The sequence below is a fragment of the Enterobacter sp. 200527-13 genome (assembly GCF_027924865.1).
GTDB classification, from domain to species: domain Bacteria; phylum Pseudomonadota; class Gammaproteobacteria; order Enterobacterales; family Enterobacteriaceae; genus Enterobacter; species Enterobacter ludwigii.
The window spans coordinates 37,447-52,210 of the sequence record NZ_BSCM01000009.1; the positions used below are offsets into that span (position 1 = coordinate 37,447).

Here is a 14,764-nt window from a genome sequence, read left to right on the forward strand (position 1 = left end):
AAACTCGCAAGACTTAGCGACGCAGACCCAGACGCTCGATCAGCGCGGAGTAACGTGCAACATCTTTACGTTTCAGGTAGTCGAGCAGTTTACGACGCTGAGAAACCATACGCAGCAGACCACGACGGCTGTGGTGATCTTTTTTGTGCTCTGCAAAGTGACCCTGCAGGTGGTTAATCTGTGCAGTCAGCAGTGCAACCTGAACTTCGGTAGAACCGCTGTCGTTAGTACCACGACCAAACTCAGAAACGATTTTAGCTTTAGCTTCAACGCTTAGAGACATTTTCAAACTCCAGAATATAAAGAATGTAAGGATGCCGATCTCTAATTCAGCAATCCCAGTATACGTCCCGCAATATGTTAAACAATTTGCCGAACGTTAAGCCGCGATATTCTACTCGTCTCACCTGCTTATCGCAAGGCGAGCCGTTATCGCTATCAGGCTTCAACCGGATACTCAACGACCAGGCGACGCGGCGCGACGCGCCCTTCGCCATCCATTTCACCCATGCCGATAAACTTACCTTCATCCCCCTCGGTCACGCGTACCAGACCTTCAGAAGGAGCACTGGTGGTACGAACCGGGTTTCCGTTCTTAAAGTAAACGGAGGATGTTAAAGGAAGATTAACAACCGGGAAATCGGCCGCTGGGCTGTCCATTGGCATCAGCAGCGGATCGAGCAAATCGGCCGGCGCAATCTCCTGCGCTTCCGCCTGCTCAACCAACTCGCGCAGATGTTCAAGGGTGACCATTCGCTCAACCGGGTACGTGCTGACAGCCAGGCGACGCAGGTAAATCACGTGCGCACCGCAGCCCAGTTTTTCACCCAGGTCGTCAATGATGGTACGAATATAGGTGCCTTTCGAACAGTGTACTTCCAGCTCCAGCTCATCGCCTTCGTGACGAATAAAGAGCAGTTCGTACACGGTAATCGGACGGGGTTCACGAGGAACGTCAATGCCCTGGCGTGCATATTCGTACAGTTTTTTACCCTGGTACTTCAGCGCCGAATACATTGACGGTACCTGCAGCGTGTCGCCACGGAAACTTTCCAGCGCGGCATCAAGTTGCTCCGCGCTGAAGGTCACCGGACGCTCTTCTACCACCTGACCATCGGCATCGGAGGTGTCCGTGCGCTGGCCTAGTCGGGCGATGACCCGATAGCGCTTATCGGAGTCCAGCAGGTACTGGGAAAACTTTGTCGCTTCCCCCAGGCAGATCGGCAGCATGCCGGTCGCCAGCGGATCGAGCGCGCCCGTGTGGCCCGCACGGTTGGCGTTAAAAATACGCTTAACTTTTTGCAGCACGTCGTTGCTGGAAGCGCCCTGGGGTTTATCCAGCAGCAGCACACCATGCACGTCGCGACCGCGACGACGAGGACGACTCATTAGTCCTCCTTGCTGTCGTCCGTTGGGTTAACACGACGTTCGTCGTCATGTTTCACCACGCTGGTCACCAGGTTGGACATGCGCATACCTTCGACCAGAGAGTTGTCGTAGAAGAAGGTCAGCTCAGGCACGATACGCAGACGCATCGCTTTGCCGAGCAGAGAGCGGATGTAGCCAGAGGCTTCCTGCAGCGCTTTAATGCCGTTTTTTACCGCGGCTTCGTCCTGATCGTTCAGGAAAGTCACGAACACTTTGGCATACGCCAGGTCGCGGGACATTTCCACGCCGGACACGGTGGTCATCACACCCACGCGTGGATCTTTAATTTCACGTTGCAGGATGAGGGCGATCTCTTTCTGCATTTCTTGCGCTACGCGCTGCGGGCGACCAAATTCTTTCGCCATAATAAATTCTCCAGACAAAAAAGGGGCAAAAAGCCCCTTTTAAAATTATTACCGGGTGGCGCTTTGCTTACCCGGCCTGCATCGATGATTAAGCAATCGTACGCTGAATTTCGATGATCTCGAACACTTCGATCATGTCGCCAACGCGAACGTCGTTGTAGTTCTTCACGCCGATACCACATTCCATGCCGTTACGGACTTCGTTAACGTCATCTTTGAAGCGGCGCAGGGATTCCAGCTCGCCTTCGTAGATAACCACGTTGTCACGCAGTACGCGGATTGGGTTGTGACGTTTGATGATACCTTCGGTAACCATACAGCCCGCGATCGCACCAAATTTCGGTGATTTGAACACGTCACGCACTTCAGCCAGACCGATGATCTGCTGTTTCAGCTCTGGAGACAGCATGCCGCTCATCGCAGCTTTCACTTCGTCGATCAGGTTATAGATGACGGAGTAGTAACGCAGATCCAGACTTTCAGCATCAATCACTTTACGTGCAGACGCGTCAGCACGTACGTTGAAGCCGACCAGGATTGCATTGGATGCAGCAGCCAGGGTGGCGTCGGTTTCGGTGATACCCCCTACGCCAGAACCGATGATCTTCACTTTAACTTCGTCAGTAGACAGTTTCAGCAAGGAGTCGGAGATCGCTTCCACAGAACCCTGAACGTCGGCTTTCAGAACGATGTTCACTTCGTGAACTTCGCCTTCGGTCATGTTCGCAAACATGTTCTCGAGTTTAGATTTCTGCTGACGAGCCAGTTTAACTTCACGGAATTTGCCCTGACGATACAGTGCAACTTCACGCGCTTTCTTCTCGTCACGTACGACGGTCACTTCATCACCCGCAGCCGGCACACCGGACAGGCCCAGGATTTCCACTGGAATGGACGGACCTGCTTCCAGAACTTCCTGACCCAGTTCGTTACGCATCGCACGAACACGACCGTATTCGAAACCACACAGAACGATATCGCCTTTATGCAGCGTACCTTCACGAACCAGAACGGTTGCAACCGGACCACGACCTTTATCCAGGAAGGATTCGATAACCGCGCCGCTCGCCATACCTTTACGAACCGCTTTCAGCTCCAGAACTTCAGCCTGCAGCAGGATAGCGTTCAGCAGGTCGTCGATACCGGTACCGGCTTTCGCAGATACTGGGATGAACTGCGCTTCACCGCCCCACTCTTCCGGCATAACACCGTACTGGGAGAGTTCGTTTTTAACGCGATCCATGTCAGCTTCTGGCTTATCGATCTTGTTCACTGCAACCACCAGAGGCACCTGCGCCGCTTTCGCGTGCTGAATAGCTTCAATGGTCTGTGGCATCACGCCGTCATCTGCAGCAACAACCAGTACAACGATATCCGTTGCCTGAGCACCACGAGCACGCATAGAGGTAAACGCTGCGTGGCCCGGGGTATCCAGGAAGGTGATCATGCCGTTGTCGGTTTCTACGTGGTACGCACCGATGTGCTGGGTAATACCACCCGCTTCACCGGAGGCCACTTTCGTCGAACGAATGTAGTCGAGCAGAGAGGTTTTACCGTGGTCAACGTGACCCATGATGGTCACTACAGGCGCGCGCGGTTCTGCCGCTGCACCGGTGTCACGGTCGCTCATTACTGCTTCTTCCAGCTCGTTTTCACGACGCAGGATAACTTTGTGGCCCATCTCTTCGGCTACCAGTTGCGCAGTTTCCTGGTCGATAACCTGGTTGATGGTGGCCATTGCGCCCAGTTTCATCATCGCTTTGATGACCTGAGAGCCTTTAACCGCCATTTTGTTGGCCAGATCGCCAACGGTGATGGTTTCACCAATCACTACGTCACGGTTAACAGCCTGAGCTGGCTTCTGGAAGCCCTGCTGCAGTGCGGAACCTTTACGCTTGCCGCCTTTACCACCGCGGATCGCTGCACGAGCTTCTTCACGGTCAGCTTTAGATTCAGCGTGCTTGTTGCCTTTTTTGGCTGGGCGAGCAGCTTTGGTGCTGCGAGTACGGCCACGACCACCTTCAACTTCACGGTCGTTATCGTCTTCTGCCTGGCGCGCATGCTGAGAAGTGGTGACGTGATAATCGCTGGTGTCTTCAGACGCTTCAGCAGGGTTCACACCGTTCTTCTCGTTTTCTTCAGCCATACGGCGCGCTTCTTCAGCTACACGGCGAGCTTCTTCTTCAAGCTTGCGGCGGGCTTCTTCTTCCGCTTTACGCTTCAGCTCGGCAGCTTCATTTTCACGGCGGGCTTTTTCAGCCTGGGCGGTTTTTGTCATTTCGTCGGTCTGTTGATTGCTCACTTTGTCTTTTTCCGCAGCTTCACGCTTCACTTTATCACTTGCGTCGCGTTTCGCTTTTTCTGCGGCCTCACGTTCAGCTTTTAATTCTGCTTCACGTTTGGCAGTCGCTTCTGCCTCACGCTGAGCTTGTTCTTCCGCTTCACGCTGTGCCTGCTCTTCCGCAGCAAGGCGTTCTGCCTCTTGCGGATCACGTTTTACAAAGGTGCGTGTCTTGCGGACTTCAATTTGTACCGATTTGCTTTTACCACCGGTACCAGGGATATTCAACGTGCTACGCGTTTTGCGCTGCAGCGTCAGCTTGTCAGGCGTCGATCCGTGTTCACGGTTCAGGTGCGCTAACAAGGTTTGTTTTTCTTGCGCGTTCACCGAGTCATCAGCGGACTTCGGGATCCCTGCATCAGCAAATTGCTGTACCAGGCGGTCCACGGAGGTCTGAATCTCGGCAGCCAGCGATTTTACAGTTACATCAGTCATGCTGTTCCTTCCTGCTACAGTTTATTACGCTTCGTCGCCGAACCAGCAAATATTACGTGCGGCCATGATGAGTTCGCCGGCTTTCTCGTCGGTTAAACCTTCGATATCGGCCAGGTCATCAACGCCTTGCTCAGCGAGATCTTCCAGCGTACAAACACCACGGGCAGCCAGCTTGAACGCAATCGCACGATCAAGACCTTCCAGATTCAGCAGGTCATCAGCCGGCTTCTTATCGCCAAGGCTTTCTTCCTGAGCCAGTGCCAGGGTGGTCAGTGCGTTTTTAGCGCGTTCACGCAGGGCTTCAACGGTGGCTTCATCAAGACCGTCGATTTCCAGCAGCTCTTTCATTGGCACATAGGCCAGTTCTTCAAGGGTAGAGAAACCTTCTTCAACCAGAACAGTGGCGAAATCTTCGTCAATATCCAGGTATTTCGTGAAGGTATCGATCGCCGCATGGGCTTCAGCCTGATGCTTAGCCTGCAGGTCATCAACGGTCATTACGTTGAGTTCCCAGCCGCTCAGCTGTGACGCCAGGCGTACGTTCTGACCGTTACGGCCGATTGCCTGCGCCAGGTTGCCCGCTTCAACAGCGATATCCATGGTGTGTTTGTCTTCGTCAACAACGATAGACGCCACATCCGCCGGAGCCATTGCGTTAATCACGAATTGCGCCGGGTTGTCGTCCCACAGGACGATATCGATACGCTCGCCGCCCAGTTCGGTAGAAACCGCCTGAACACGCGCACCGCGCATACCTACGCAAGCACCGACCGGGTCGATACGCTTGTCGTTGGTTTTCACCGCGATTTTCGCGCGTGAACCCGGATCGCGGGCAGCCGCTTTAATCTCGATAACTTCTTCGCCGATTTCCGGTACTTCGATACGGAACAGTTCAATCAGCATCTCTGGCTTGGAACGGGTCACAAACAGCTGTGCACCACGCGCTTCAGGGCGTACGGCATACAGAACGCCACGAATACGGTCACCCGGGCGGAAGTTTTCACGCGGCAGCATGTCTTCACGCAGGATAACGGCTTCAGCGTTACCTGGCAGCCCTTCAGATTTGATTTCCAGAGAGATGTTGTCGCGGTTTACTTTCTTCACCACGCCGGTAATGATCTCACCTTCCTGATCGCGGAACTGATCGACAACCAGCGCGCGCTCAGCTTCACGGACTTTCTGGACGATAACCTGTTTTGCGGTTTGCGTGGTGATACGGTCGAAGGTGACAGATTCAATCTGATCTTCAACATAGTCACCCACGTTCAGGCTTTCGTCTTCAAAACGCGCCGCTTCCAGGGTGATCTCTTTCGTCGGCTGGGTCACCTCTTCAACGATTACCCAACGACGGAATGTATCGAAGTCACCGCTTTTACGATCGATTTCTACGCGAACATCGATCTCTTGTTCGTATTTTTTCTTGGTTGCTGTAGCCAGTGCACTTTCCAGCGCTTCGAAAATCTTCTCACGCGGCAGTGATTTCTCGTTGGAGACGGCTTCAACAACAGCCAAAATTTCTTTGTTCATCGCGGGCTTTTCACCTCAATCCAGACTGTTAAAAGTGGGGAACCAGGTTCGCCTTCTGGATATTACTCAGCGCGAACACTTCATCTTTGCCTTCGACTGTAACCGTGATCATTTCACCATCAACGGCTTTGATAATTCCCTGCCATTTACGGCGGTTCTGTACGGCCATACGCAGAACGAGAGCCACTTCTTCACCGGTAAAGCGCACATAGTGCTCGGCCGTGAACATCGGGCGATCGAGGCCGGGTGAGGAAACTTCCAGGTTGTACGCAACGGTAATCGGGTCTTCAACATCAAGAACCGCACTCACCTGGTGGCTAACATCAGCACAATCATCAACATTGATGCCATCTTCACTATCAATATAGATGCGCAGCGTCGATGTACGGCCGCGAACGAATTCGATGCCGACCAGTTCGTAGCCCAGTGCTTCGACCGGTGCAGTAATCATCTCTGTTAATTTTTGCTCTAATGTGGACAAGCCCACCCCCAAGACATAAAAAAAGGGCGTAAAGCCCAGTTATTCTGTAGTCAGATAACAAAAAACCCCGATAAATCGGGGCTTTAGATAACTGAACCCTATAGCCGCAACTGCGGCCTGGAGCACTCTCCGAAAGAATTTTTTCAAATCCAGCTACGAAGGCTCTAAGTCTTCACAGTATATTTGAAAAAGAACTTTATGGGAAAGTGGTTGCGGGGGCCGGATTTGAACCGACGACCTTCGGGTTATGAGCCCGACGAGCTACCAGGCTGCTCCACCCCGCGCCTGAAACGTGGCAAATTCTACGCGTTTTGGAGAGAATTTGCAAATAATGCTGGGATTTGGTACCGAAGACGGGACGTAAAATCGGCGTTTAGTATATTGATAGTGAACCCCACCTGTCAAGCCAGTTTCCGCCAGGTCAAACAAAGGGAAAATTTTACAAAAAACGCACGAGTCTCTTCCGGTCATCGACAAAAGATGATTAAATGAATACTCACTTATTTTGCATAAACATGCATCGAGAGCGAAAGCGGTCTCTTAATCAGTCAATCAAGCAGGGTTTTATTTTATGACGACGATTCTCAAGCATCTTCCGGTAGGACAACGTATTGGCATCGCTTTTTCAGGCGGCCTGGATACCAGCGCTGCACTGCTGTGGATGCGCCAGAAGGGAGCGGTTCCGTATGCATATACTGCGAACCTGGGTCAGCCGGATGAGGACGATTATGATGCAATCCCTCGTCGCGCTAAAGAGTATGGCGCAGAGAACGCGCGCCTGATTGACTGCCGTAAGCAACTGGTCGCTGAAGGCATTGCTGCTATTCAGTGTGGTGCTTTCCATAACACTACCGGCGGCCTGACCTATTTCAATACCACCCCGCTGGGCCGTGCAGTGACCGGTACCATGCTGGTTGCCGCCATGAAAGAAGATGGCGTAAACATCTGGGGTGATGGCAGTACGTATAAAGGAAACGATATCGAACGTTTCTATCGTTATGGCCTGCTGACCAACGCCGAGCTGCAGATTTATAAACCGTGGCTCGATACCGACTTTATCGACGAGCTGGGCGGCCGTCATGAAATGTCCGAGTTTATGATCGCCTGTGGCTTCGACTATAAGATGTCCGTTGAGAAAGCCTACTCTACCGATTCCAATATGCTGGGTGCGACGCACGAAGCGAAGGACCTGGAATTCCTGAACTCCAGCGTGAAGATCGTTAACCCGATCATGGGCGTGAAGTTCTGGGACGAAAACGTCAAAATCCAGGCGGAAGAAGTTACTGTGCGTTTCGAGCGCGGCCATCCGGTTGCCCTGAACGGCAAGACCTTCTCTGACGATGTGGAACTGATGCTGGAAGCTAACCGTATCGGTGGCCGTCACGGTCTGGGCATGAGCGACCAAATTGAAAACCGTATTATTGAAGCAAAAAGCCGTGGCATCTATGAAGCCCCAGGGATGGCGCTGCTGCACATCGCTTATGAGCGTCTGCTGACCGGTATTCACAATGAAGACACCATCGAGCAGTATCACTCCCATGGTCGTCAGCTGGGTAAACTGCTGTACCAGGGCCGTTGGTTCGACCCACAGGCCCTGATGCTGCGTGATGCACTGCAACGTTGGGTGGCAAGCGCGATCACCGGCGAAGTGACGCTGGAGCTGCGTCGCGGGAATGACTACTCGATTCTGAACACCGTGTCCGACAACCTGACTTATAAAGCAGAGCGTCTGACCATGGAGAAAGGTGAATCCGTGTTCTCTCCGGACGATCGTATTGGCCAGCTGACCATGCGTAACCTGGACATCACCGATACCCGTGAGAAGCTGTTCAACTACGTTGAGAATGGCCTGCTCTCCGCAAGCGCCGGTAATGGCCTGCCGCAGGTTGAAAACCTGGAGCACAGCGTTAAGAAGTAAGGCTTACGCAGAAATGCAAAAGGCGCCCAGTGGGCGCCTTTTTTACGATCGCTGCAGAACCGGTCCCGCTGGCACGAACGTACCTGCCGACGAAAACGCTCCTTCTACAGACGAAATCTACAGACGAAAAAAAAGACGTCTTTCGACGTCTTTCTTCTGGAATATTGGTACCGAGGATGGGACTCGAACCCACAAGCCCGTTAGGGCACTACCACCTCAAGGTAGCGTGTCTACCAATTCCACCACCTCGGTACTGAATACTTAGTGCGGGATATCGCTGGTCGGCTTAGCCGGTGCAGCTGGCTGAGTCTGCTCAGTTTTCGCTGGCGCGCTCAGATTTTCCCACTCGCTTCCTTTGCTGGTCTTGTTGCTGTTGATATTGCCAAGCGCCAGACTGATGATGAAGAACAGCGTAGCCAGAATCGCCGTTGTGCGGGTCATGAAGTTCGCAGAACCACTTGAACCGAACAGCGTACCGGAAGCGCCTGCTCCGAAGGAGGCTCCCATATCAGCGCCTTTACCTTGCTGCAGCATGATCAGCGCTACGAGAGCGATGGCTACAATAAGGAAAATAACTAAAAGAGCTTCGTACATAATCAACCTGTTCCTTGCGGATTTGCCGCATACCAATGCTTCGACCAATTAGCAGGATTTTTGTTTCCCACTGAAGCGGGTGTGAATACTAACCAAAGCGAATGTGCTTCGCAAGGGCAATTTTGACGCATTGTATCAACTGCGGAAAAAAACAGCAAAAAGCCATCAATTGCTTAAAACAAAGGCGGCAAGCGCCGCCTTTTTAATCACTTAACGTGAAAAACTATGCAGCTTTTACGGCATCCGCAATACGGTGCGCAAATTCATTCACCTGCGCCTCGTCTTCGCCTTCCACCATTACGCGGATCAGCGGTTCAGTTCCAGACTTACGCAGCAGCACACGCCCACGGTTGCCCAGGGCTGCTTCAACGTCAGCCATCACCGCTTTCACATTTTCATTTTCCAGCGGATCGCCTTTACCGGCGGTGAAACGCACATTCACCAGGATCTGCGGGAACATTTTCATGCCGCTGCAGAGATCGTGCAGGCTCATATGGTTGCGCGCCATGGCGGCAACAACCTGCAGCGCAGCGACGATACCGTCTCCGGTGGTGGTTTTATCCAGCAGGATCACGTGGCCTGAGTTTTCAGCCCCGATGCGCCAGCCTTTTTCCTGCAGTTTTTCCAGAACATAGCGGTCGCCCACTTTTGCACGGACAAACGGAATACCCAGCTGTTTCAGCGCCAGCTCGAGACCCATGTTGCTCATCAGCGTGCCTACTGCACCGCCGCGCAACTGGCCCTGACGCAGACCTTCACGCGCAATGATATAGAGGATCTGGTCGCCGTCGACCTTATTACCTTCGTGATCGACCATGATCACGCGATCGCCGTCGCCATCCAGTGCGATGCCCAGATCGGCTTTTTCCGCCAGAACGCGCGCCTGCAGAGCACGAACGTCAGTCGCACCCACCTGTTCGTTAATATTCAGGCCATCAGGCTCGCAGCCGATGGTAATCACGTTCGCACCCAGTTCGCGGAAAACATTCGGCGCAATGTGATAGGTCGCACCGTTGGCGCAGTCCACCACAATTTTAAGATGGGCCAGGCTCAGTTCGTTCGGGAAAGTACCTTTGCAGAATTCGATGTAACGACCCGCGGCATCGACAATGCGGTTCGCTTTACCCAGCTCGGCGGAGTCGACACAGGTGATCTCTTTTTCCATCTCCGCTTCGATCGCCTCTTCCACTTCATCCGGCAGCTTAGTGCCGTCGATGGAGAAGAATTTAATGCCGTTGTCATAAAACGGGTTATGCGAGGCCGAAATCACAATCCCTGCTTCAGCACGGAAAGTACGCGTCAGATATGCCACAGCAGGCGTTGGCATTGGGCCAGTGAAGGAAGCGGAAAGCCCCGCGGCAGCCAGACCGGCCTCCAGCGCTGACTCCAGCATATACCCGGAGATACGGGTATCTTTACCAATGATGATTTTACGGGAGCCATGACGCGCAAGGACTTTACCCGCTGCCCAGCCCAGTTTCAGTACAAAATCAGGGGTGATTGGCGCATCACCCACGCGCCCACGAATACCATCGGTACCAAAATATTTACGATTACTCATAGCGTTTGTTTTCCTTCGCTGCCAGTGTAGCTTCCACTACACGCATGGCTTCTACTGTTTCTTTAACGTCATGGACACGAATAATGTGCGCGCCCTGCATCGCCGCAATTACAGCGCAGGCCAGACTTCCGCTCAGACGTTCGCTCGGCCCTACATTCAGTAACTGACCAATCATCGACTTTCTCGACATACCAACCAGCAATGGCAGGTCGAAATGATGGAATTCCGATAAGCGCGCAAGCAGCTCATAATTGTGAGAGAGATTTTTACCGAAACCGAACCCCGGGTCGAGCAGCAATTTCTCTTTTGCGATACCCGCACGTTCACAACGTGCAATATGCTCAATAAAGAAGCGATTTACGTCGGCATAAACATCGTCATACTTTGGCGCTTCCTGCATGGTTTTCGGCTGTCCTTGCATGTGCATCAGGCAAACCGGTAGCCCGGTCTCCGCGGCCGCCTCCAGTGCGCCAGGCTCCGTCAGCGAGCGAATATCATTGATGATGTGAGCACCCACTCTCGCGACTTCACGGATCACTTCAGGTTTAGACGTATCGACGGAGATCCACACCTCGAACCGCTGTGCGATAGCTTCAACCACAGGCACCACGCGCGCCAGTTCTTCTTCCACCGAAACGTCTGCCGCCCCAGGGCGCGTCGATTCCCCGCCTACGTCAATGATGGTGGCGCCCGCGTTAATCATCAAATTTGCGTGCTTCACAGCCTCGATAAGCGTGTTATGCGTGCCGCCGTCAGAGAAGGAGTCAGGCGTGACATTCAGGATACCCATCACATGCGGATGTGAGAGATCGAGATGCGAGTCCTGGGCGAATAGTTTCATGGTCAAATCCCTGGTATCAATATGGTTTTACAGAAAAGAAAAACCCCGGAGCAAGCTCCAGGGTTTGAGGTGCAAACATAGATTTCAACAGCAGTGACTTACTTGTCGCCCAACTGTTCTGACATGGTGTTGCCCGGGTTCGGCGTACGCGGTTCATCGACCGGACGCGGCGCACGCGGTGTGCCATTGTTGTCAGAATTGTTGGAAGCGCCTGGGTCTTCCCAACCCGCTGGCGGACGCACTTCGCGGCGAGCCATCAAGTCGTCAATCTGCGGAGCATCGATGGTCTCATATTTCATGAGCGCATCTTTCATCGAATGCAGAATGTCCAGGTTATCGTTCAGGATCTGACGGGCGCGATTGTAGTTACGCTCGATCAGCAGCTTCACTTCCTGGTCAATGATACGTGCGGTTTCATCGGACATGTGTTTCGCTTTCGCCACGGAGCGGCCCAGGAACACTTCGCCTTCTTCTTCCGCATACAGCAGGGGACCCAGCTTCTCGGAGAAGCCCCATTGGGTCACCATGTTACGCGCCAGGTTGGTCGCGACTTTAATGTCGTTGGACGCACCGGTCGAAACATGCTCCGCGCCGTAAATAATCTCTTCAGCCAGACGACCGCCGTAAAGGGTTGAAATCTGACTTTCCAGCTTCTGACGACTGGCGCTGATGGCATCGCCTTCCGGCAGGAAGAACGTCACACCCAGCGCACGACCGCGCGGAATAATCGTCACTTTATGCACCGGATCGTGTTCCGGCACCAGGCGACCGATAATCGCGTGACCGGCTTCGTGGTAAGCCGTGGACTCTTTCTGCGCTTCCGTCATCACCATGGAGCGACGTTCCGCACCCATCATGATTTTGTCTTTCGCTTTCTCGAACTCCACCATCGACACAACGCGTTTGTTACCGCGAGCAGCGAACAGTGCAGCTTCGTTGACCAGGTTTGCCAGGTCAGCACCGGAGAAGCCCGGCGTACCACGCGCGATGATTGCCGCGTCGACATCAGGTGCCAGCGGTACGCGACGCATGTGAACTTTCAGAATCTGTTCACGACCACGTACATCCGGAAGACCAACCACAACCTGACGGTCGAAACGGCCTGGACGCAGCAGCGCAGGGTCAAGAACGTCCGGACGGTTAGTCGCCGCGATAACAATAATACCTTCGTTACCTTCGAAGCCATCCATCTCAACCAGCATCTGGTTCAGCGTCTGTTCACGTTCATCGTGACCACCGCCCAGGCCTGCGCCACGCTGGCGGCCTACGGCGTCGATTTCATCGATGAAGATAATGCACGGTGCTGCCTTCTTGGCCTGCTCGAACATGTCACGCACACGAGATGCACCAACACCCACGAACATTTCAACGAAGTCAGAACCTGAAATAGTAAAGAACGGCACCTTCGCTTCACCCGCGATGGCTTTCGCCAGCAGGGTTTTACCGGTACCCGGAGGCCCCACCATCAGAACGCCTTTCGGGATCTTACCGCCCAGTTTCTGGAAACGGCTCGGCTCGCGCAGGTATTCAACCAGTTCGCCCACTTCTTCTTTTGCTTCGTCGCAACCTGCAACGTCGGCAAATGTGGTCTTGATCTGATCTTCCGTTAGCATACGCGCCTTGCTCTTACCGAACGACATGGCACCTTTGCCACCGCCGCCCTGCATCTGGCGCATAAAGAAGATCCAGACGCCAATAAGAAGCAGCATCGGGAACCAGGAGATGAAGATAGAAGCCAGCAGGCTTGGTTCTTCTGGCGGCTCGCCTACCACCTTGACGTTTTTGGTCAGAAGGTTATCAAGCAGCTTAGGATCGTTCACCGGGATGTAAGTCGTGTAACGGTTACTATCTTTCTTGGTAACGTTGATCTCACGTCCGTTGATACGCGCTTCGCGAACCTGGTCCTGATTGACCTCCTGCAGGAAGGTAGAATAATCCACCTTGCGGCCATTCGACTCGCTGGGCCCAAAGCTCTGGAATACTGACATCAGCACAACGGCAATGACCAGCCAGAGTATTAGGTTTTTCGCCATGTCACTCAAGGGATTAACCTCATATTACAACTGTGTTAAAAACAGCGTCAGGATACTCTATATCCCGTGTCATTCAAACTTTCGTCTGAAAGACGCGGGTTATCATTTTCGCCCGGTCGCTACAATATACACTTCTCGGGAACGGGCCCGGGAAGAGTCCGGCTTACGAACTTTAACCTTCGCAAACAGGGAGCGAATTTCCTTAAGATACTCCTCGAAACCTTCGCCCTGAAACACCTTCACAACAAAACTACCACCAGGCGCTAGTACATCACGACACATTTCTAACGCTAGCTCCACCAAATACATGGCGCGGGGGATATCCACCGCCGGTGTTCCACACATATTTGGTGCCATATCTGACATGACAACCTGGACCTTACTATCACCTACACGCTCAAGTAGCGCTTTCAGCACTAATTCATCACGAAAGTCGCCCTGAAGGAAGTCGACACCGACGATGGGATCCATTGGTAAAAGGTCGCATGCGATGATTCGGCCCGTTCCGCCGATCTGCGTAACCGCATACTGGGACCATCCGCCAGGTGCTGCACCGAGATCGACAACCGTCATTCCCGGCTTAAAAAGTTTGTCACTTTGCTGTATTTCATCAAGTTTAAACCAGGCACGGGAACGCAACCCCTTTTTCTGTGCCTGTTGAACATATTTATCGCTAAAGTGTTCCTGAAGCCAGCGGCTGGAGCTGGCAGAACGCTTTTTACCTGTCATTTAACATTTCCGTCCTGGTTCATCGTTACTTGCCTGTGACGTAAATTTCTACGCAGCTATTTGGCGATATAAGGGAGATGGCGGTAGAATGAACCGTTTTCAATCCCAACGTAAGCAAAAATATACGATGAATCTGAGTACTAAACAAAAACAGCACCTTAAAGGTCTGGCACATCCGCTCAAGCCTGTAGTCATGCTTGGCAACAATGGTTTGACCGAAGGGGTGCTTGCCGAGATTGAACAAGCGCTGGAACACCACGAGCTGATCAAGGTGAAAATCGCCTCTGAAGACCGAGACACTAAAAACCTGATCGTGGAAGCCATCGTGCGTGAAACGGGTGCCTGTAATGTACAGGTCATCGGTAAAACGCTGGTGCTCTATCGCCCATCTAAAGAGCGTAAAATCTCGCTGCCACGCTAAGGATATCCTGAATCGAACACATTTTCTGTGTAAAACGAGGGATTTCTGTCAGCAGGTGAGCAAAATGCCACGCTCCTTGAGTTGATAAAA

The 14,764-nt window shown here is 52.9% G+C and carries 13 protein-coding genes and 2 tRNA genes; 2 read left to right on the plus strand and 13 right to left on the minus strand.

Annotation, left to right across the window (positions count from 1 at the left end):
• Positions 1 to 13: 13 nt before the first annotated feature.
• The 7 genes from rpsO to QMG44_RS20915 form a co-directional block, all read right to left on the minus strand.
• Entirely contained in the window at positions 14 to 283 is a 270-nt protein-coding gene (gene rpsO, locus QMG44_RS20885) for a 30S ribosomal protein S15 (RefSeq protein ID WP_013098914.1), read from the minus strand.
• Between the two features lie 155 nt (positions 284 to 438).
• Entirely contained in the window at positions 439 to 1,389 is a 951-nt protein-coding gene (truB, locus tag QMG44_RS20890) for a tRNA pseudouridine(55) synthase TruB (protein WP_014171782.1), read from the minus strand.
• Positions 1,389 to 1,793: a 30S ribosome-binding factor RbfA gene (rbfA, locus tag QMG44_RS20895; protein ID WP_014171783.1), complete on the minus strand. Its 405-nt coding sequence runs from the start codon at positions 1,791 to 1,793 to the stop codon at positions 1,389 to 1,391. Before rbfA ends, truB begins: the two co-directional genes overlap by 1 nt.
• Before the next feature lie 88 nt (positions 1,794 to 1,881).
• Positions 1,882 to 4,569 carry a translation initiation factor IF-2 gene (gene infB, locus QMG44_RS20900; protein ID WP_014171784.1) on the minus strand — a complete coding sequence of 896 codons (2,688 nt, stop codon included), beginning with the start codon at positions 4,567 to 4,569 and terminating at the stop codon, positions 1,882 to 1,884.
• Positions 4,570 to 4,593: 24 nt separating this feature from the next.
• Positions 4,594 to 6,096, minus strand: coding sequence for a transcription termination factor NusA (gene nusA / locus QMG44_RS20905; protein ID WP_014171785.1), 1,503 nt, complete (start codon positions 6,094 to 6,096; stop codon positions 4,594 to 4,596).
• A 28-nt stretch (positions 6,097 to 6,124) separates the two neighbouring features.
• The gene (gene rimP / locus QMG44_RS20910; protein WP_014833432.1) at positions 6,125 to 6,577 is read right to left on the minus strand and encodes a ribosome maturation factor RimP; all 453 of its coding nucleotides are present in this window, start codon (positions 6,575 to 6,577) and stop codon (positions 6,125 to 6,127) included.
• A 207-nt stretch (positions 6,578 to 6,784) separates the two neighbouring features.
• Positions 6,785 to 6,861, minus strand: a tRNA-Met gene (locus QMG44_RS20915).
• A gap of 287 nt (positions 6,862 to 7,148) precedes the next feature.
• Between QMG44_RS20915 and argG the strand changes: the two genes are divergently transcribed.
• Positions 7,149 to 8,495 (plus strand): argininosuccinate synthase, encoded by a 1,347-nt coding sequence (gene argG, locus QMG44_RS20920; protein ID WP_020883538.1) that lies wholly within the window; start codon positions 7,149 to 7,151, stop codon positions 8,493 to 8,495.
• A 165-nt stretch (positions 8,496 to 8,660) separates the two neighbouring features.
• On the opposite strand, the gene QMG44_RS20925 is transcribed toward argG, so the two are convergent.
• The 6 genes from QMG44_RS20925 to rlmE form a co-directional block, all read right to left on the minus strand.
• A tRNA-Leu gene (locus QMG44_RS20925) sits at positions 8,661 to 8,747 on the minus strand.
• 9 nt (positions 8,748 to 8,756) lie between these two features.
• The gene (secG, locus tag QMG44_RS20930; RefSeq protein WP_020883537.1) at positions 8,757 to 9,089 is read right to left on the minus strand and encodes a preprotein translocase subunit SecG; all 333 of its coding nucleotides are present in this window, start codon (positions 9,087 to 9,089) and stop codon (positions 8,757 to 8,759) included.
• Positions 9,090 to 9,312: 223 nt separating this feature from the next.
• Positions 9,313 to 10,650 carry a phosphoglucosamine mutase gene (glmM, locus tag QMG44_RS20935; RefSeq protein ID WP_014171789.1) on the minus strand — a complete coding sequence of 446 codons (1,338 nt, stop codon included), beginning with the start codon at positions 10,648 to 10,650 and terminating at the stop codon, positions 9,313 to 9,315.
• Positions 10,643 to 11,491: a dihydropteroate synthase gene (folP, locus tag QMG44_RS20940; RefSeq protein WP_020883535.1), complete on the minus strand. Its 849-nt coding sequence runs from the start codon at positions 11,489 to 11,491 to the stop codon at positions 10,643 to 10,645. Before folP ends, glmM begins: the two co-directional genes overlap by 8 nt.
• Before the next feature lie 98 nt (positions 11,492 to 11,589).
• A complete protein-coding gene (gene ftsH, locus QMG44_RS20945) occupies positions 11,590 to 13,524 on the minus strand; it encodes an ATP-dependent zinc metalloprotease FtsH (protein ID WP_025202925.1) in 1,935 nt (644 codons plus the stop codon).
• A 102-nt stretch (positions 13,525 to 13,626) separates the two neighbouring features.
• Positions 13,627 to 14,253, minus strand: coding sequence for a 23S rRNA (uridine(2552)-2'-O)-methyltransferase RlmE (gene rlmE / locus QMG44_RS20950; RefSeq protein WP_014171792.1), 627 nt, complete (start codon positions 14,251 to 14,253; stop codon positions 13,627 to 13,629).
• Positions 14,254 to 14,380: 127 nt separating this feature from the next.
• Between rlmE and yhbY the strand changes: the two genes are divergently transcribed.
• Positions 14,381 to 14,674 carry a ribosome assembly RNA-binding protein YhbY gene (yhbY, locus tag QMG44_RS20955; RefSeq protein ID WP_003861814.1) on the plus strand — a complete coding sequence of 98 codons (294 nt, stop codon included), beginning with the start codon at positions 14,381 to 14,383 and terminating at the stop codon, positions 14,672 to 14,674.
• The last annotated feature ends 90 nt before the right edge of the window (positions 14,675 to 14,764 follow it).